The sequence below is a fragment of the Sphingomonas sp. Ell38C01 genome (assembly GCF_055231975.1).
On record NZ_JBUYVA010000001.1, the window covers coordinates 260,832 to 278,639 of the forward strand.

Below are 17,808 nucleotides of genomic sequence, written 5' to 3' on the forward strand. Positions count from 1 at the left end.
GCTAGGACAAAGAAAAAGGCGTCCGCGACCCCGCGAACGCCTCGTCTTTTCGCGAGATACCGCCTGACCGAGAAGCCTCGGCCCGACGATCACCCGTCGTAGTCGGCGCCCAGATTCTGGTTGCGCGGCGGTGCAGCGGCGGTGAGGCGCAGCGCCTCCGCCGATGCGGCCAGGCTGCCGACGGCATCCGCCTCGTCCTCGTCGTCGATCTGGACGCGCTGGAGCGCCTGGACCGCTGATTCGTGCAGGTCCTTGGGCTTCACGGTCTGCTCCGCGATCTCGCGCAGCGCGACGACCGGGTTCTTGTCGCGATCGCGATCGATCGTCAGTTCGGCTCCGCCCGACACCTGACGCGCGCGGGTCGCTGCAAGCAGCACCAGATCGAACCGGTTGGGAATCTTGTCGACGCAATCCTCGACGGTGACGCGCGCCATGGACGCTTTCCTTCGCAAAATACCGCTGAATGAAGCGCTGCCCTCTAGAGCCACGAGGCCGCCAAGTCAAGGAAAGCGCGCTTGCCCGCCGCCGCCGCCGCGTCCATCACCGCTCGCGATGACGACCCCGCCGCCTCAACCGACCTTCACCGTCGATGGCAACCGGCTGACGCTGCTCGATACCGGCCCGCGCCGGTTCGATGCGCTGATCGCGCTGATCGACGGCGCACACCGCTCGCTGCGCATCCTCTACTATATCTACGCCGACGACCGGTCCGGCCGCGCGGTCAACGCCGCGCTCGAACGTGCCGCCCGGCGGGGCGTATCGGTCAGCCTGATCGTCGACGGGTTCGGCAGCGACGACGCGCCGGACGACTTCTTCGCCGCGCTGGAGGCGGCGGGCGTGGCGGTCTGCCGCTTCTCCGCGCGGTTCGGGCGACGCTACCTGTTGCGCAACCACCAGAAGCTCGCGCTCGCGGATGCGGAAGACGCGCCCGCGATCATCATCGGCGGATTCAATGTCGAGGACGATTATTTCGGCACCCCCGCCGAGTCGGCCTGGCGCGACCTGGGACTGCTGATCGAAGGCCCCGCTGCCGCGCGGATGGCGGGCTATTTCGATGCGCTGCGCGACTGGATCGCCGAGCCCGGCGGCAGGATCCGCCGGCTCAACCACGCGCTGACCGGATGGAGCGAGGGGAGCGGCGCGCTGCGCTGGCAGATCGGCGGCCCCACCCGGCGCCTCTCCCCCTGGGCGCGCACGATCCGCCACGACATGCGCCGCGGCACCCGGATCGACGTGATCGCAGGCTATTTCACCCCCAGCCCGACGATGCTTCGCCGCCTCGACAAGGCCGGCCGCCGCGGGGGCACCGTGCGGATCGTCACCGCCTCCAAGTCCGACAACAACGCGACGATCGCCGCCGCACGCTTCACCTATCGCGGGTTGCTGAAGAAGGGGGTGCGCGTCTTCGAATATCTCCCGACCAAGCTGCACACCAAGCTCTACGTCATCGACGACGCGGTCCATGTCGGCAGCGCGAATTTCGACATGCGCAGCCTGTTCATCAACCTCGAACTGATGCTGCGCATCGAGGACCCCGCCTTCGCGACGCACGTCCACGGCTATGTCGAGGGCGAGATGGCGACGTCGCTCGAAGTGACGCTCGACCTCTATCGCGCGAAGACCGGCGCGGTGCAGCGCATCAAGCAGTTCTTCGCCTATCTGCTGATCGCCGTGGTCGATCCGACCGTATCGCGCGGGCTCAATTTCGGGATCGACGAGTAGGGTTCGCTACCCCGTCACCCCGGACTTGATCCGGGGTCCCGCTTCTTCATGCGCGGTGGTGGCGGAGATTGGCTTAGCAGCATACAAGTTAGGACGGTGGCAAAGCCGTCGTCGTCGGACGGTCGTCGCTTCGCCGACCGCCGGCCGGCCCGGGCGTCGCGCCTTCGGCGCATCGGCTCGGGCGTAGCCGCGCCTACGCCTCGGGCTTCCACCCCCAATACAGCTGCGCCGGGGGCACGTTCCACCATTCCATCCCGTGATCGATCCGGTCGAAATGCGGCGCGATGAAGTCGCGGACCTTGGGGCTGAACTGATAGACCAGGAACGCGCCGCCCGGCGTCAGCACCTCGCGCGTCGCCGCCGCGATCGCGGGACCGACGCCGGGGGGCAGCGTCGAGAAGGGCAGCCCCGACAGCACGTAATCCGCCGACTCATAGCCGTGGTCGCGCACGATCTGGCCCACATCGGCCGCCGATCCGTGCACCGCCGCGAACCGCGGATCGGGCAGCGTGTGGCGCAGATAGCGGATGAAATCGGCGTTGGTGTCGATCGCGATCAGCTTCGCGTCGGGCGCCATCCGGTCGAGGATAGGACGGCAGAAGGTGCCGACGCCCGGGCCGTATTCGACGAACAGCTTGCACGTCGCCCAGTCGACTGGCCCCAGCATCTTGTCGATCAGCTTGTCCGACGAGGGGATGATCGATCCGACCATCACCGGGTGCTTCAGGAAGCCGCGAAAGAACATGCCCCACGGGGAAGGCACGCCGGCGGGGCGGGTACGCGCGCGCCGCGCGGCGGTGGTCGAGCTGGGCATCGAGATCCTGACTGGTCCTGTTGTCGGGGCGCTGTCGGCGGGTTTGACGGAAGGCTGCGACGAAAAGAAGGATGGAAAGTTCCTCCGTCGCACGATTGCCGAACGTTATTCAAGCGCCCCGGTTGCACGCCCGTCGCAATCGCGTATCCGGTTCGCATGGGCGAGGATCGTACGGGACAGATCGCTATCGTCTTCGTGTCGGAGCGAATGCCCGGGGACGAAGCGGCGTATGCGCAGGCTGCGGACGCGATGGATGCGCTCGCCGCCGCGCAGCCGGGCTATCGCGGCGTGGACAGCGCACGCGGCGCGGGCGGCGTCGGCATCACCGTCAGCTACTGGGCGGACGAAGCGAGCGCGGTGGCGTGGCGCGAGCATCCCGAGCATGCGGAAACGCGCGAGCGCGGTCGCCGCGACTGGTACGCCCGCTACGACGTCGCGGTCGCGACGATCGACCGCAGCTATGCGTGGCGGCGCGCATGAAGCGGCCGAACGTCGATCGCAACTTCGCGCTGATGTTCGTCGTGATGCTGACGATCGCGGCCGGGAACACCGCGCTGCAATCGATCCTGCCCGCGCTCGGTCGGTCGCTGGGCGTCCTCGACAGCGCGGTCGCCGGCGCCTTCTCGGTGTCCGCGCTGCTGTGGGTGATCGCCGCGCCGTTCTGGGCGAACCGGCTCGATCGCCACGGGCGACGCGCGATGATCCTGCTCGGGCTCGGCGGGTTCAGCGTTTCGCTCACGTTGTGCGGCGTCTTCCTCGCGGCCGGGATCAATGGCTGGATCGGCGGGACGGCGGCATTCCTCCTCTTCATCGTCGGGCGGCTGATCTACGGCAGTCTCGGTGCCGCCGCGCCCCCTGCGGTGCAGGCGCTGGTGGCCGGCGAGACGACGCGCGAGGAGCGTACGCGCGCGCTGACGCTGCTCGCCTCCGCATTCGGGCTCGGCACCATCCTCGGCCCGGCGATCGCACCATACCTGATCCTGGGCTCCGTGGGCGGGATCGAGATCGGGCTGTCCGGCCCCGCCTTCCTGTTCGCGCTGTTCGGCGTCGCGGTGTTCCTCACCGTCCGCCGCCTGCTCCCGGACGACCGCGCGCAGGCGGTCGAACCCGGTACGCACAGCGCGAGTTCGTCCTACCCGTCGATCGGCGGCGCGCCGACCGGCGCCAGCGTCACCGCCGCGACCGAGAGTCATGTCGAGCACGTCGCCTATTTCGACTGCCGCATCCGCGCCTGGATGATCGCGGGTCTGGTCGCCGGCCATGCGCAGGCGATGACGAGCCAGGCGATCGGCTTCCTCGTGATCGACCGGCTCGCGGTCGAGCCCGCGCAGGCGCTCCAGCCGACCGGGCTCGTCCTGATGATGGGCGCGGGCGCCGCGCTGCTCGCGCAGTGGGGGATCATCCCGACACTCAATCTGAAGCCGCGCCAGCTGATGCTCGTCGGGCTGGTGCTGTCCGCGGCGGGCTGCGCGCTGACCGGCATGGCGGCCTCGCTGTACGCGATCGCGACCGCGTTCGCGCTGGCCAGTCTGGGCTTCGGCTTCACCCGGCCGGGCTTCACCGCGGGCGCCAGCCTCGCGGTCGGCGCGCCCGCGCAGGGCTCGGTCGCGGGCAAGGTGACGAGCATCAACGGCGCGTCGTTCGTGCTCGGCCCGTCGATCGGCGTCGGGCTGTACGAACTCCACCACCCGCTGCCCTATCTGCTCGCGGGCGCCGCGTGCGTGCTGCTGTTCGCCTATTGCTGGCGCACGCTGCGCGCACCGACCGATCGCGAGATCGCCGCGTTCGACGATCCGGTCGTCTGAGGCGGCGATGCCCCGGCTGATCCTGTTCAACAAGCCGTACGGCGTGCTGCCCCAATTCACCGATCGCGGCGCCGACACCGCGCGCGCGACGCTGTCGGACCATATCGCGGTGCCCGGCGTCTACCCCGCCGGCCGGCTCGACCGCGACAGCGAGGGACTGCTGCTGCTGACCGACGACGGCCGGTTGCAGGCGCGGATCGCGGACCCGCGGTTCAAGATGGCCAAGACCTATCTGGTCCAGGTCGAGGGAGACCCTGACGCTGCCGCGCTCGACGCGCTACGCCGCGGCGTCACGCTGAACGACGGCCCCACCCGCCCCGCAGAGGTCGACGCAATCGACCCGCCCGACCTGTGGCCGCGCGATCCCCCCGTCCGCTTCCGCAAGACCGTCCCCGATCGCTGGCTGCGGCTGACTATCCGCGAAGGTCGCAACCGCCAGGTCCGCCGGATGACCGCGGCAATCGGCTGCCCCACGCTCCGGCTGGTCCGCTGGCGGGTGGGCGACTGGACGCTCGAAGGACTGGCGCCGGGCGCGTGGCGGGACGATGTGGTCTGACATACCACGTCATCCCGGCGAAGGCTGGGATCGCTCACCCCGAAGCGCGCGCCTCCGGAAAAAGACCCGAACTTCGGCTGGGGTGACGTGCAACCTCACTCCGTCCCCTTCGGCCCGCGCGGCGTCAGCTGCCCCGGCGAGATGAACCCGATCGGCTGCATCGCCGCGGCATCCTGCTTCAGCTTCGACGCCATTTGCTTGTAGTCGCGCTCCGCCTCCGGGGTCACCGAGGCGCGCGATTCGGCCAGTGCCGCCTCGAAATTTGCCATCGTCACGGTGCGTGCATCGATCGACGCCCGCAGCGCGATCAGCCCCGCGCGCCGCACCACGTCCTCCAGATCCGCGCCCGTAAACCGCTCCGCCTTCGCCGCGACCGCATCGAGATCGACGTCGTCTGCCAACGGCATCTTCGCGGTCTGGATCCCCAGGATCCGTCGTCGCCCCTTCGCGTCGGGCAAGCCGACATAGATCAGTTCGTCGAACCGCCCCGGCCGCAACAGCGCGGGATCGACCAGATTGGGCCGGTTGGTCGCGCCGATCACGACGACCGACTGCAACTCCTCCAGCCCGTCCATCTCCGCCAGGATCGTGTTGACGACGCGCTCGGTCACCTGCGGCTCGCCCTGCCCACCGCCCCGCGCGGGGACGAGCGAATCGAGTTCGTCGATGAAGATCACGCACGGGGCCACCTGCCGTGCGCGCGCGAACAGCTTGGCGATCTGCTGCTCGCTCTCGCCATACCATTTGCTCAGCAGATCGCTCGACTTGGTCGCGATGAAGTTCGCCTCGGCCTCGCGCGCCACCGCCTTGGCCAGCAGCGTCTTGCCCGTGCCCGGCGGACCATAGAGCAGGAAGCCCTTGGCCGGCCGGATGCCCAGCCGCTTGAACGCATCGGGGTCCTTCAGCGGCAGCTCGACGCCCTCCTTCAGCCGCATCTGCGCATCGTCGAGCCCGCCGACATCGTCCCAGCGGACGCGCGGCGCCTGCACCATCACCTCGCGCATCGCGCTCGGCTGGACGCGCTTCAACGCCTCGAGGAAATCCTCGCGCGTCACCGCCAGCGTGTCGAGCACCTCGGCCGGGATCGTCCGGTCCTCGAGGTTGAGCTTCGGCATGATCCGCCGCACCGCCTCGATCGCCGCCTCGCGCGTCAGCGCCGCCAGGTCCGCACCGACGAAGCCATAGGTCGCGCGCGTCAGTTCATCGAGGTCGACCTTCTCGCCCAGCGGCATGCCCCGCGTGTGGATGCCCAGGATCTCGCGCCGCCCGCGCTCGTCGGGCACGCCGACGACGATCTCACGATCGAACCTGCCGGGCCGGCGCAGCGCCTCGTCGATCGCCTCCGGGCGGTTGGTCGCCGCGATCACGACGAGGTTCGCGCGCGCCTCCAGCCCGTCCATCAACGTCAGCAGCTGCGCGACGAGGCGCTTCTCCGCCTCGCCATGCACCTGCCCCCGCTTGGGCGCGATCGAATCGATCTCGTCGATGAAGACGATCGACGGCGCGCTCTTGGCCGCCTCCTCGAACACCTGACGCAGCCGCTGCTCGGATTCGCCATAGGCGGAGCCCATGATCTCGGGCCCGTTGATGAGGAAGAACTGCGCGTCGCTCTCGTTCGCCACCGCGCGCGCCAATCGCGTCTTGCCGGTGCCGGGCGGGCCGTGGAGCAGCACCCCCTTGGGCGGATCGACGCCCAGCCGCTGGAACAGCTCGGGATAACGCAGCGGCAGCTCGACCATCTCGCGCAGCTGGTCGATCGTCGCGGCCATCCCGCCGATATCGTCATAGGTCACGTCGGCGCGCCGCGACGAGGACGGCTCCTCATATTCGGGGCGCAACTCGATCTCGGTGTTCTCGTCGATATGGACGATGCCCTTGGGGCTCGCCGAGACGACGACCAGCCGGATCTCCTGCAGCGCATAGGCGGGCGCATTGAGCATCCGCTGGACGCTCGGGTCCATCTGCCCGATGCGCTGGTGCCCCGCGGTCGCGACGACGTCGCCGGTGCACAAGGGCCGCCCGAAGAAGGTCCGCTTCAGCGCGTTGGTCGATCCCTGCAGCCGCAGATTGTCCTGCGCCGGTGCGAACACCACGCGCGTCGCCGCGTTCGATTCGACGCGCCGTACCTCGACGAAATCGCCCGAGCCGACGCCCGCATTCGCGCGCTGGAGCCCGTCGATGCGGATGATGTCGAGCCGCTCGTCCTCGGGATACGGTCCGACGACGCGTGCGGGGGTGGATTTCTTGCCGACGATCTCGACGACGTCGCCCTCGCCCAGTTCCAGCGCCGCCATCACCGAGCGCGGCAGGTGCGCCACCCCGCGTCCGCTGTCTTCGGGGCGCGCATTGGCCACCTGGAGCTTGCGCGTCGCGCGTTCCTCGTCCGCCATGCCGATCCTTTTCACCGCTTCGAAACCTCGCAGTGCGTAACGTAGGATCGCGGTTCCGGGATGCCAGCGCCCCTGTCCGATTCGCGACGCAAGAAAAAAGGGCCGGCCTCGAAAGGCCAGCCCATGAAAGTTTTTAGGAGAGGATGCCTGAAAGGCCTGCTCTATGTGCGTCGCGCCCGAATCTTGTGCAAGTGCGAAAGAAATCACCAAGATTGCACTTTTTGCATCTCGAGGTAGCGCTATCCCAGTCGCGGCTTGCCACACGCGCGATTCGTCGTGCATGATGCACCGCACAAGAACGGGCGGGACACCGGACGCCCGGCATCCGAATCCCGGGATCGAGGAGGTCTGACGAGGCCATGCGCCGCCTGCCGCCACTTACCGCGATCGAGGCGTTCGTCGCCGTCGCCAGGCTCGGCTCGGCAAAGGCGGCCGCGCAGGAGCTTGCGCTGTCCCCGCCCGCGCTCAGCCGCCGCGTCCAGACGCTCGAGCGCTTCCTCTCGAAGCCGCTGTTCGATCGGCGCCACCAGGCCATGGTGCTCAACGCGGACGGAGAGCGGTTGCTCGCGATGATCGCGCCGATGCTCGACACGCTCAGCGACGCGATCGAAACGATGACGAGCGGCACCGAGGTGCTGCGGCTGCGCCTGGGGGTCCTCCCGCTGTTCGCGTCGCAACGGCTGTTCCCGCGGATGGGCGAGTTGCGTGCGGCGCATCCCGAGCTCCACCTCGATATCGACACCGCGGGCCACGGCATCGCCCGGCTGGGAGAAGGGCTCGACGCCGCGATCGTGCTGGCGCGCGAGATCGATCCCGCGCTCTATGCCTACCGGCTCGATCGCAACAGCGTCTACGTCATCGGTGCGCGCTCGCTGATCGAGCGCGACGATCCGGTGCGCGATCCCGAACAGCTGTCGCGGCTCACCGCGCTGCTCCATCGCGACATGCCCGACACCTTCGTCGCGTGGCGGCAGGCCGCGGGCGTCGAGCATGTCGAGCCAGCCGCGATCGACCATTTCGATTCGGGTCCGTTGATGCTCGAGGCCGCCGCGCAGGGCCTCGGCGTCGCGTTCATGCACGAGAGCCATTATCTCGACGCCAACGATCCCCGGCTCGTCCAGCTGTTCGATATCGTCGTCGAGAGCCCGTACAGCTACTGGTTCGTCTGCCGCCCGCGCGCGCTGCTGCAAAAGCCGGTGCGGATGTTCCGCGACTGGCTGGTCGCGATGCTCGGCGCGGAGGATACCGCGCGCGCCTGACTAGTCGCGCCCGACCACCGCCCGCCCGCGCGCATAGGCGAAGTACACCACCAGCCCCACGACGTTCCACGCGAGGAAATACAACTGCGTGCGATGCGGCAGGCTGAAGAACAGGTACAGGCACCCCAGCACCCCCAGCGTCCCCACCACCGGCGCCAGCGGCGTACGGAATGTCCGCGCAAAATCGGGCGCGCGCCGGCGCATCACCATCATGCACACGCACACCGCGACGAACGCCGCAAGCGTCCCCGCATTCGCCAACGCCGCGATCTCCGCGAGCGGCAACAGCCCTGCGATCACCGCGACGATCGCGGCGGTGATCCAGGTGATCCGCACCGGCGCGCCGCGCTTCGACACCTTCGCAAGGCCCGCGGGCAGCAGCCCGTCACGCGCCATCGTGAAGAAGATCCGGCTCTGCCCGAACAGGAACGCCAGCAGCACCGTCGGCAGCGCGATCACCGCGGAGGCGCCGAGGAACGTCGCGAATCCCGGGGATCCGATCTCGCGCAGGATCAGCGCCAGCGGCTCCGCGGACCCTGCGAACCGCGTGTAGCTCAGCGCCCCCACCGCCGCGACCGCGACCAGCACGTAGATCGCGATGCACGCCACCATCGATCCAACGATCCCGATCGCGAGATCGCGCCCCGGGTTCTTCGTCTCCTCCGCCGCGGTCGAGATCGCGTCGAACCCGTAGAAGGCGAAGAAGATGATCGCCGCCGCCGCCATCACCCCGCGCTCCGCCCCGTCCGGCGCCAGCGCCTTGGGGAAACCGTACGGCATGAACGGCTCGAGGTTGGCGCCCGAAAAATGCGGCAGCGCGATGATGACGAACACCGTCAGCGCGATCATCTTCACGCCCACCAGCACCGCGTTGACGGTCGCGCTCTCGCGCGTCCCGAACGACAGCATGCCCGCGACCACCGCGATGATGAACACCGCGGGCACGTTGAGCACCCCGCCCAGTTCGGGCCCCTTCGTCAGCGCCTCGGGAAACCCGATCACGCGCTCCAGCAGCGGCGCGGCATAGCCCGACCAGCCGACCGCGACCGTCGACACGACCAGCGAATATTCGAGGATCAGGCTCCACCCGATCACCCATGCGATCGTCTCGCCCAGCACGACATAGCTGTAGGTATAGGCGCTGCCCGAGGCGGGGATCATCGTCGCCATCTCGGCATAGGCGAGCGCGGCGCACGCACAGATCGCACCCGCGATCGCGAACGACAGGATTACCGCCGGCCCCGCCAGCCCCGCGCCGACCCCGATCAGCGTCAGGATCCCGGTCCCGACGATCCCGCCGACCCCCATCGCGACCAGATGCGGCCATGACAGCGTCCGCGCGAGTTGGTGCGCCCCTGCCACCGGCTCGACCGCGATCGGCTTCGTCCGGAAAAGCCCGCCTGCCATGTCCCCGTCCCCTCTTATCGGTGCTCTGCCAACCTGTTGCGGCAGACCGGGAGCAGGTTCAAGCCGGGAGACGGCGATATCCCCCTGTCCGTCACCCCGGCGAAGGCCGGGGTCCAGCCCTCCACGAGAAAGTCGCAAGCATCGCCAGCGACGCACGTCCCGCCTAGCGAAGCCCGGACCCCGCCGGGGTGACGATCAAAGGCAGTTCAAACCGTAAAGCTCTCCCCGCACCCGCACGCGCCCTTGGCGTTGGGATTGGCGAAGACGAATCCGGCGGTGAAGTCATCCTCCACCCAGTCCATCGTCGATCCGATCAGGTACAGGATCGATCCGCCGTCGACGTACAGCGTCCCGCCCGGCGTCGCGATCACCTCGTCGAACGGCTTGGCCTCGGTCACATAGTCGACCGAATAGGCGAGGCCGGAGCAGCCGCGCTTGGGCGTCGACAGCTTCACCCCGATCGCCCCCTCGGGCGCGCGCTCCATCAGCGCGGCGATCCGCGCATGCGCCGACGGTGTCAGGTTCAGCGCCGCCGGGCGCTCGCGAAGGGTCGTGGCCATTAAAAAAATTCCGTTCGCTCTCAATTCGATCAAAGTACCACTTTGATCGAAACCTACAGCATCCCCAGTTCCAGCTTCGCCTCGTCGGACATCTTCTGCGGATCCCAGGGCGGATCCCAGACGAGGTTGACGTCGGCGAACGCGATCCCCGGCACGGCGGCGACGCGCATCTCCACCTCGGCGGGCATGCTCTCCGCGACAGGGCAGTTCGGCGTCGTCAGCGTCATCGTGACGATCGCCTGCCCCTCGTCGGTCACCTCGACGCCGTAGATCAGCCCCAGGTCGTAGATGTTCACCGGAATCTCGGGATCGTAGATTTCCTTGAGCGCCTCGACGACCGCTTCGTACAGCGCCCCCCCCGGCTCGCCCGGCACGTCGCCCGCGGGCTTCTGCGCGAGGAACCCTTCCAGATAGTCGCGCTTGCGACCGAACGTCTCGGCTGCGGTTTCGGGCGGCGTCTCCACCGCATCCTCCACCCGCGCACGCGCCGGCGGCGCCACGCCCTCGACTTCCTCGATCTCGAACCTGTCGCTCACCCGAAGATCCTCGCTACCCGTTCCAGCCCCGCGACCAGCGCGTCGACATCCTGCGACCCGTTATACACCCCGAAGCTCGCCCGCGCTGTCGCCTCGACGCCCAGCGTCTCCATCAGCGGCTGCGCGCAGTGATGTCCCGCGCGGATCGCGACACCCGCCTCGTCCAATATGGTGCCGATGTCGTGCGGATGCACCCCCGCGATCGCGAAGCTGACGATGCCGGCCGAGTCCTCCGGTCCGAACAGCGTCACCGCGTTGATCCGCGACAGCGCCACGCGCGCCTGCCGCACCAGCGCGGTCTCGTGCGCGTGGATGCGGTCGAGCCCGATCGCCTCGACATAGTCGATCGCCGCCGCCAGCCCCAGCGCGCCGACGATATGCGGCGTCCCCGCCTCGAACCGCGTCGGCGGCGGCGCATAGGTGGTCTTCGCGAAGGTCACCCGGTCGATCATCGATCCGCCGCCCTGCCAAGGGGGCATCGCCGCCAGCAGGTCGCGCTTCGCCCACAGCACGCCGATTCCGGTCGGGCCGTACAGCTTGTGCCCGGAGAAGACGTAGAAATCGCACCCGATCTCGCGCACATCGACGCGCAGCCGCGCCACCGCCTGGCACCCGTCGATCAGGATCTTCGCGCCAACGCCGTGCGCCAGCGCGGTGGCGCGATTCGCATCGAGCACCGAGCCGAGCACGTTCGAGACGTGCGCCAGCGCGACCAGCTTGTGCGCGGGCGTCAGCATCGCCGCCATCGCGTCGAGATCGATGCGGTGATCCGCGGTCAGCGGCACGACGTCGATCGCAACGCCATGCGCCTGCGCCGCCATCTGCCACGGCACGATGTTCGAATGATGCTCCAGCGCGGACAGCAGGATGCGGTCCCCTGCCTTCAGCTGCGTCCCCGCCCAGCACTGCGCGACGAGGTTGATGCCCTCCGTCGCGCCGCGGACGAAGACCACTTCATCCTCCGCCCCGCCGATGAACGCGGCCACGGTACGCCGCGCCGCCTCATAGGCGAGCGTCATGTCGGCGGACCGCTGGTACACCCCGCGATGCACCGTCGCATAGGTTTCGCCATAGCCCCGAGCGATCGCATCGATCACCGCCTGCGGCTTCTGCGACGTGGCGGCGGTATCGAGATACGCCCAGCCGGCCGGGATCGCGGGGAAGTCCGCCAGCGTATCCAGCGGCGCCAGATCCTCCCCGGCACGGGGAGGGGGACCAGCCACAGGCTGGTGAAGGGGGGCCTCCACGGATGCTACCGCCAGGGGCTCTCCCCCTCCACCACTCGCTGCGCGAGCGGTCCCCCTCCCCGTGCCGGGGAGGATCGTGTCGAGATCACTCACAGCGCCGTCTCCAGCCACGCATCCGCATCCGCCGCGAACGCCTCGCGCACGGCTTCATCCGCGATCCGGTCGAGCGCGTCCGCGACGAACGCGCGCGTCAGCAGAGCCTTCGCGCGCGCCTCCGGAATCCCCCGGCTCGCCATGTAGAACAGCGCGCGCGCATCGAGTTCGCCCACCGTCGCGCCGTGCGCGCATTTCACGTCGTCCGCGAAGATCTCCAGCTCGGGCTTCAGGTTCACCGTCGCGGTCCGCGCCAGCAGCAGGCCACGCAGCGACTGCTCGCCATCGGTCTTCTGCGCGTCGCGCGCCACCTCGACCGCGGCGGCCAGGCTCGCGGTCGACCGGTCCGCTGCGACCGCGCGCCACAACTGGTGCGACTGGCCGTTGGGTGCCGCGTGGCGGACGCGCACCGCGCACTCCTGCTTCTGCTCACCGCGCGTCAGCAGCGCGCCGCCCAGTTCCGCATAGGCCCCGTCACCATTCAGCGTCAGCGCCGCATCGAACCGCGTCCCCGCATCGCACGCGCCCAGCGCCACCGACACGAAGCTGGCGGTTTCAGCGATCACGACCTCGTCGCGCGTCGAGACGAAGCCGGTGGCCTGCGTCACCCGCACCGATCGCATCACCCGCGCACCCTGCGCCAGATCGAACCGCGTGAGCGCGTTCGACCAGCCGGTGCCCGCATAGGTTTCCACCAGCGTCAGCACCGCATCCTCGCCGAGGACGATCGCGAGCGGCGTATGGCTGTCGACCCCGTTGTTGAGGCGCGTGATCTCCAGCGTCGTGATCGAGCCGGCCGCGAGGCGCAGTTCGTGCCCCTGCCCGGCGGCGTGCCGCGCGAGCGGGTGGTCGCTTTCGAGCGTGACCGGGGTGAGCGCGGCGGCGTCACCCTCGAGCCGGCCATCGACGAACAGCAGCTGCTGTTCGTCCGGCAGGATCGACGCGGGGCGTGCGACCTCGACCGGGCCAGCCGCCCGCGCCGCATCGAGCGCGGGCATGTCGGACCAGCGCCACAGTTCCTCGCGCACGGTCGGAAGCGAAAGCGTCGCCATCCTCATTCCTCCCCAGCCTGCTGGGGAGGGGGACCATCCGCAGGATGGTGGAGAGGCGCCGCCGCGAAGGACACCGCCTGTCGCGATCCCCCTCCACCGGCAAAGCTGGTCCCCCTCCCCGTGCCGGGGAGGAACGCGAAGGCGCTCATGCCGCCCCCCTCAGCTCTGGCGTCGCGTAACCCTGCCGCTCCAGCTCGTGCGCCAGCTCCGCGCCACCGGTCCGCGTGATGACGCCGCCGTCCAGCACATGCACGAAGTCCGGCTTCACGTAATCGAGCAGCCGCTGGTAATGCGTGATGAGCAGCACCGCCTTGTCGGGTGCGCGCATGATCCGGTTGATCCCGTCGCCGACGATCCGCAGCGCATCGATGTCGAGCCCCGAATCGGTCTCGTCGAGGATCGCGAACGTCGGGTTCACGACGCCCATCTGGACCATCTCGTTGCGCTTCTTCTCGCCGCCCGAGAAACCGACATTGACCGGCCGCTTGAGCATCTCCGCATCCATCTCCAGCTTGGCCGCCTCGCCGCGCGCCAGCTTGAGGAACTCCGCGCCCGACAGCGGCTTCTCGCCGCGCGACGCCCGCTGCGCGTTGAGCGCCTCGCGCAGGAACTGGACGTTCGACACGCCGGGAATCTCGACCGGATACTGGAAGCCCAGGAACACCCCCGCCGCCGCCCGCTCGTTGGGGGCGAGCGCCAGCAGGTCGATCCAGCCGTCTTCCTCGTCATCCCGGCGAAGGCCGGGATCCAGCCCCACGGCCAGATCTGGACCCCGGCCTTCGCCGGGGTGACGGGAGGGCTGGAACATCACGCTCCCCGCGGTCACCTCATAGCCCGGCCGCCCGCCCAGCACATAACCGAGCGTCGACTTCCCCGCGCCGTTCGGCCCCATGATCGCATGCACCTCGCCCGCATTCACGCTGAGTGAGAGACCCTTGAGGATTTCCTTGCCGTCGATCTCGGCGTGGAGGTTTTCGATTCTAAGCATCATCTTTACCTGGCAGAAAATAAAGTGCGCTGACGATATAACCCGCCATCCACACAAAGAACCCAAACGAAAACAATCCACTAGAAAACATTAGACCATTCCAGCCGATGTCAAATGTTCCTAACGCACCCAAGGCCATCGTTGAAACAGAGACACCCATCGCTATCCAGCCAAGCGTTACGGCTAATGATCCAGTCGGACGTTCAGGCGGGACCACTGTAGGTTTCGGCCGGCTAATCTCTGGCGATGCCACGGGTCCGGCTTCGTCCGCTGATAGCAGATTACCTATCTCGTCCCTACTCACCCCACCGACCCCTCAAGCGAAATCCCCAGCAGCTTCTGTGCCTCGACCGCAAACTCCATCGGCAACTGCTGCAACACCTCGCGCGCGAAGCCGTTGACGATCAGCGCGACCGCCGCCTCCGAATCCAGCCCGCGCGACATCGCGTAAAACATCTGGTCCTCGGAGATCTTCGAGGTCGTCGCCTCATGCTCGATCTGCGCCGAGGGGTTGCGCACCTCGATATACGGCACGGTATGCGCGCCGCACTGGTCGCCGAGCAGCAGCGAATCGCACTGGGTGAAGTTGCGCACCCCTTCCGCCGACGCCGCCACGCGCACCAGCCCGCGATAGGTATTGTCCGAGCGCCCCGCCGAGATCCCCTTCGACACGATCGTCGAGCGCGACCCCTTGCCCAGATGGATCATCTTGGTGCCGGTATCCGCCTGCTGACGATTGTTCGTCACCGCGACCGAATAGAACTCGCCGACCGAGTTCTCGCCCGCCAGCACGCACGACGGATATTTCCACGTGATCGCGCTGCCCGTCTCGACCTGCGTCCACGACACCTTGCTGTTCCTGCCCTGACACAAGGCGCGCTTGGTCACGAAATTGTAGATGCCGCCCAGGCCGTTCTCGTCGCCGGGATACCAGTTCTGGACGGTCGAATATTTGATCTCCGCATCGTCCATCGCGACCAGCTCGACGACCGCAGCGTGCAGCTGGTTCTCGTCGCGCATCGGCGCGGTGCAGCCTTCGAGATACGAAACGTACGATCCCTTGTCGGCGACGATCAGCGTCCGCTCGAACTGCCCCGTATTCTCCGCGTTGATCCGGAAATAGGTCGACAGCTCCATCGGGCAGCGCACGCCCTCGGGGATGTAGACGAACGTCCCGTCGGAGAAGACCGCGGCGTTGAGCGTCGCGAAATAATTGTCGCGCTGCGGCACCACCTTGCCCAGCCACTTGCGGACCAGATCGGGATATTCCTTGATCGCTTCCGAGATCGACCGGAAGATGACGCCCGCCGCCTCCAGCTCCTTGCGGAACGTCGTCGCGACCGACACGCTGTCGAACACCGCGTCGACCGCGACGCGCCGCGGCGGCTCCGCACCCTCCACCCCCGCGAGCAGCTTCTGCTCCGCGATCGGGATGCCCAGCTTCTCGTACACGCGCAGGATCTCGGGATCGACCTCGTCGAGCGAGCCCAGCTTGGGCTTCGCCTTGGGCTCCGCGTAATAATACGCGTCCTGATAATCGATCGGCGGGATGTTCAGCTTGGCCCAGTCGGGCGCCTCCAGCGTCAACCATAGCCGATACGCCTTCAGCCGCCAGTCGAGCATCCATTCGGGCTCGCCCTTCTTGGCGGAGATGAAGCGCACGGTATCCTCGCTCAACCCCTTGGGCGCAAAGTCCTGCTCGATATCGGAGGAGAAGCCCCATTCGTAGGTCTTGGCGACCGCGGCATAGGCTTCGGCGTTCTTGGTGGCCATGATTATGCCCTGATCTCACTGGTTTCGAAGATTGGCGCACCCGCGGCACCAGATCCGTTCGTTTCGAACGGCGGAGATGACAGCGACGCGAGCGTCACCCCCGCCAACGCACCGCGGACCGCGTCGTTGACGACGGCCCAGTGCGGCTTGACGCGGCAATTGCCTTCGAGCCCGCAATCGTGCGCACCGCTCTCGACGCACGCGGTCAACGCGATCGGCCCCTCGACCGCCTCGACGATGTCCGCCAGCGTGATCGCGGACGGCGGGCGCGACAGGCGGAAGCCACCGCCGGTGCCGCGCGTGCTCTCGATCAGCCCGGCCGCGCTCAGCCGGCTGACCAGCTTCTGCGCGGTGGGCAGCGGCACGCCCGTCTCCTCGGCCAGCAGCGTCGCGTTGAGCCGTCCGGCCCCGCCGCCCCGGCTCCCGCAATGCCGCGCGGCGGCGGACATCAGGACGACCGCGTAATCGGCGAAGCTCGACAGTTTCATCGCTGGGTCATCATCGTGTTGCGAACCACTCTCAAATCGGACCGATTCGATCCGATTGGCAAATGGCCCCGTCGGCGTGCGAAATCAACCCGGTGGCCGTCCGCCGCGATCAACTATCGCGCAGCAGCGCGTCGATCTGTCCGCCCAGCGCACGCCGTCGCTCGATCGTCAGCCGCGCGAGCGCGGTCGTCCCGTCGCGGATCTGGCGCGGCGTCATCCCGGTGAAGTGCCGCAGTTCGCGGATCAGGTGCGACTGGTCGTAGAATCCGTCCCGGAGCAGGTCGTCGAGCGTCGCGGTGCCGCTGGCGAGCGCGACCGCGGCGCGCAGCGCGCGATACTTGCGCGCCAGCGCACGCGGCGGCACCCCGTACAACGCGTTGCAGCGCCGTTCGACCTGACGCCGCGAAATGCCCATCCCCGCGGCGAGCGCGCCCACGTCGGGATTGGCCGCGTGGAGCAGCCATGCCTCGATCCGCCGCGCGAAATCGACCGCTGCGGTGTCGGCGCCAGTCTCCGTCCGCATCAGCATCGCGCGGACGAACGCCTCCGCGACCGCGATCTTCGCATCGGTGCCGTCCGCCGCGATCATCGCCCGGCGCGCCTCCACCGCCGCCGCGCCGAACAGTGTGCCCGCATCGGCCCCGCGATCGGTCAGCGCCTGCGCCGTCATGCCCCGCCCCGCGATCAGCGCGACCAGCCCGGGCGGATAGAATCCGACCCCGACGATCTCGACCGGCGCGTGCGAGATCGCGCGCTTCACGCCCGTCGTCGCACCCAGCAGGTGACACGCCGACGCCGCATGCTCGTGTCCGTCGCGGAAAACATACGTCCCGTCGCCTTCGGTCAGGCGGAAGCGGAGCTGTGCGTAATCGGCGCGCTCGACATCGTCGAACCGCGGCGCATCGCACCGGAAATGATAGAACAGCGTGACGTACGGCCGAAGATCCGCCGCCGGCACGCGATAATCGAGTGCAGTCCCGTTCACGACCCGAGTCCCGATCCGATGTCCGCCCCGACCGCTACGCCATACAGGCGAAAAGAAAAGCGGTCCGGTCGATCGCTCGACCGGACCGCAGGTAAGACCGTCGGTTAGGACGGCCTTCGGGTCGCAGGTCGAA

General features: G+C 68.3%; 17 protein-coding genes. 5 read left to right on the top strand and 12 right to left on the bottom strand.

The genetic code is table 11. The features are described 5' to 3' along the window. Nucleotides 1–89: 89 nt before the first annotated feature. A complete protein-coding gene (rpoZ, locus tag ACV7NO_RS01275) occupies nt 90–434 on the bottom strand; it encodes a DNA-directed RNA polymerase subunit omega (RefSeq protein ID WP_463404230.1) in 345 nt (114 codons plus the stop codon). 118 nt (nt 435–552) lie between these two features. Between rpoZ and ACV7NO_RS01280 the strand changes: the two genes are divergently transcribed. Next, nucleotides 553–1,722: a phospholipase D-like domain-containing protein gene (locus ACV7NO_RS01280; protein ID WP_463404231.1), complete on the top strand. Its 1,170-nt coding sequence runs from the start codon at nt 553–555 to the stop codon at nt 1,720–1,722. A gap of 193 nt (nt 1,723–1,915) precedes the next feature. Here the strand turns inward: ACV7NO_RS01280 and ACV7NO_RS01285 are convergent, their stop codons facing one another. Further along, a complete protein-coding gene (locus ACV7NO_RS01285; protein ID WP_463404232.1) occupies nt 1,916–2,536 on the bottom strand; it encodes a class I SAM-dependent methyltransferase in 621 nt (206 codons plus the stop codon). Nucleotides 2,537–2,743: 207 nt separating this feature from the next. Here ACV7NO_RS01285 and ACV7NO_RS01290 point away from each other — a divergent pair, with 207 nt between their 5' ends. The 3 genes from ACV7NO_RS01290 to ACV7NO_RS01300 are packed head-to-tail and all read left to right on the top strand — an operon-like array spanning nt 2,744 to nt 4,897. Further along, complete coding sequence (locus tag ACV7NO_RS01290; protein WP_463404233.1) at nt 2,744–3,016, top strand: antibiotic biosynthesis monooxygenase family protein; 273 nt, start codon at nt 2,744–2,746, stop codon at nt 3,014–3,016. Next, nucleotides 3,013–4,341: an MFS transporter gene (locus tag ACV7NO_RS01295; RefSeq protein ID WP_463404234.1), complete on the top strand. Its 1,329-nt coding sequence runs from the start codon at nt 3,013–3,015 to the stop codon at nt 4,339–4,341. The genes ACV7NO_RS01290 and ACV7NO_RS01295 overlap by 4 nt, the downstream gene beginning before the upstream one ends. Nucleotides 4,342–4,348: 7 nt before the next feature. Next, nucleotides 4,349–4,897 carry a pseudouridine synthase gene (locus ACV7NO_RS01300; protein ID WP_463404235.1) on the top strand — a complete coding sequence of 183 codons (549 nt, stop codon included), beginning with the start codon at nt 4,349–4,351 and terminating at the stop codon, nt 4,895–4,897. Nucleotides 4,898–4,992: 95 nt separating this feature from the next. Here the strand turns inward: ACV7NO_RS01300 and ACV7NO_RS01305 are convergent, their stop codons facing one another. After that, nucleotides 4,993–7,287, bottom strand: a complete 2,295-nt coding sequence (locus tag ACV7NO_RS01305) for a CDC48 family AAA ATPase (RefSeq protein ID WP_463407247.1) — start codon at nt 7,285–7,287, stop codon at nt 4,993–4,995. Between the two features lie 359 nt (nt 7,288–7,646). Here ACV7NO_RS01305 and ACV7NO_RS01310 point away from each other — a divergent pair, with 359 nt between their 5' ends. Further along, nucleotides 7,647–8,546 carry a LysR substrate-binding domain-containing protein gene (locus ACV7NO_RS01310; RefSeq protein WP_463404236.1) on the top strand — a complete coding sequence of 300 codons (900 nt, stop codon included), beginning with the start codon at nt 7,647–7,649 and terminating at the stop codon, nt 8,544–8,546. Here ACV7NO_RS01310 and ACV7NO_RS01315 read toward each other — a convergent pair whose 3' ends face one another. The 9 genes from ACV7NO_RS01315 to ACV7NO_RS01355 all read right to left on the bottom strand — a co-directional run bounded on the left by ACV7NO_RS01315 (nt 8,547) and on the right by ACV7NO_RS01355 (nt 17,675). After that, nucleotides 8,547–9,953: an amino acid permease gene (locus ACV7NO_RS01315; RefSeq protein ID WP_463404237.1), complete on the bottom strand. Its 1,407-nt coding sequence runs from the start codon at nt 9,951–9,953 to the stop codon at nt 8,547–8,549. A gap of 206 nt (nt 9,954–10,159) precedes the next feature. After that, the gene (locus ACV7NO_RS01320) at nt 10,160–10,513 is read right to left on the bottom strand and encodes a HesB/IscA family protein (protein ID WP_463404238.1); all 354 of its coding nucleotides are present in this window, start codon (nt 10,511–10,513) and stop codon (nt 10,160–10,162) included. A gap of 53 nt (nt 10,514–10,566) precedes the next feature. Beyond that, entirely contained in the window at nt 10,567–11,049 is a 483-nt protein-coding gene (locus ACV7NO_RS01325; protein WP_463404239.1) for an SUF system Fe-S cluster assembly protein, read from the bottom strand. After that, nucleotides 11,046–12,272, bottom strand: coding sequence for a cysteine desulfurase (locus tag ACV7NO_RS01330; RefSeq protein ID WP_463404240.1), 1,227 nt, complete (start codon nt 12,270–12,272; stop codon nt 11,046–11,048). Before ACV7NO_RS01330 ends, ACV7NO_RS01325 begins: the two co-directional genes overlap by 4 nt. Before the next feature lie 113 nt (nt 12,273–12,385). Then, nucleotides 12,386–13,441: a SufB/SufD family protein gene (locus ACV7NO_RS01335; RefSeq protein ID WP_463404241.1), complete on the bottom strand. Its 1,056-nt coding sequence runs from the start codon at nt 13,439–13,441 to the stop codon at nt 12,386–12,388. A gap of 145 nt (nt 13,442–13,586) precedes the next feature. Then, a complete protein-coding gene (gene sufC / locus ACV7NO_RS01340; protein ID WP_463404242.1) occupies nt 13,587–14,429 on the bottom strand; it encodes a Fe-S cluster assembly ATPase SufC in 843 nt (280 codons plus the stop codon). 300 nt (nt 14,430–14,729) lie between these two features. Next, nucleotides 14,730–16,202, bottom strand: a complete 1,473-nt coding sequence (sufB, locus tag ACV7NO_RS01345) for a Fe-S cluster assembly protein SufB (RefSeq protein WP_463404243.1) — start codon at nt 16,200–16,202, stop codon at nt 14,730–14,732. A gap of 2 nt (nt 16,203–16,204) precedes the next feature. After that, on the bottom strand, nt 16,205–16,690 hold the full coding sequence (locus ACV7NO_RS01350; RefSeq protein WP_463404244.1) for an RrF2 family transcriptional regulator: 486 nt from the start codon (nt 16,688–16,690) through the stop codon (nt 16,205–16,207). 109 nt (nt 16,691–16,799) lie between these two features. After that, on the bottom strand, nt 16,800–17,675 hold the full coding sequence (locus ACV7NO_RS01355; protein ID WP_463404245.1) for a helix-turn-helix domain-containing protein: 876 nt from the start codon (nt 17,673–17,675) through the stop codon (nt 16,800–16,802). Nucleotides 17,676–17,808: the final 133 nt, after the last annotated feature.

Excerpts from the sequence above, each read along its gene's own strand:
- rpoZ (WP_463404230.1), bottom strand. The coding sequence starts at position 434 with ATGGCGCGCGTCACCGTCGAGGATTGCGTCGACAAGATTCCCAACCGG.
- ACV7NO_RS01280 (WP_463404231.1), top strand. The coding sequence starts at position 553 with ATGACGACCCCGCCGCCTCAACCGACCTTCACCGTCGATGGCAACCGG.
- ACV7NO_RS01285 (WP_463404232.1), bottom strand. The coding sequence starts at position 2,536 with ATGCCCAGCTCGACCACCGCCGCGCGGCGCGCGCGTACCCGCCCCGCC.
- ACV7NO_RS01290 (WP_463404233.1), top strand. The coding sequence starts at position 2,744 with ATGCCCGGGGACGAAGCGGCGTATGCGCAGGCTGCGGACGCGATGGAT.
- ACV7NO_RS01295 (WP_463404234.1), top strand. The coding sequence starts at position 3,013 with ATGAAGCGGCCGAACGTCGATCGCAACTTCGCGCTGATGTTCGTCGTG.
- ACV7NO_RS01300 (WP_463404235.1), top strand. The coding sequence starts at position 4,349 with ATGCCCCGGCTGATCCTGTTCAACAAGCCGTACGGCGTGCTGCCCCAA.
- ACV7NO_RS01305 (WP_463407247.1), bottom strand. The coding sequence starts at position 7,287 with ATGGCGGACGAGGAACGCGCGACGCGCAAGCTCCAGGTGGCCAATGCG.
- ACV7NO_RS01310 (WP_463404236.1), top strand. The coding sequence starts at position 7,647 with ATGCGCCGCCTGCCGCCACTTACCGCGATCGAGGCGTTCGTCGCCGTC.
- ACV7NO_RS01315 (WP_463404237.1), bottom strand. The coding sequence starts at position 9,953 with ATGGCAGGCGGGCTTTTCCGGACGAAGCCGATCGCGGTCGAGCCGGTG.
- ACV7NO_RS01320 (WP_463404238.1), bottom strand. The coding sequence starts at position 10,513 with ATGGCCACGACCCTTCGCGAGCGCCCGGCGGCGCTGAACCTGACACCG.
- ACV7NO_RS01335 (WP_463404241.1), bottom strand. The coding sequence starts at position 13,441 with ATGGCGACGCTTTCGCTTCCGACCGTGCGCGAGGAACTGTGGCGCTGG.
- sufC (WP_463404242.1), bottom strand. The coding sequence starts at position 14,429 with ATGCTTAGAATCGAAAACCTCCACGCCGAGATCGACGGCAAGGAAATC.
- sufB (WP_463404243.1), bottom strand. The coding sequence starts at position 16,202 with ATGGCCACCAAGAACGCCGAAGCCTATGCCGCGGTCGCCAAGACCTAC.
- ACV7NO_RS01350 (WP_463404244.1), bottom strand. The coding sequence starts at position 16,690 with ATGAAACTGTCGAGCTTCGCCGATTACGCGGTCGTCCTGATGTCCGCC.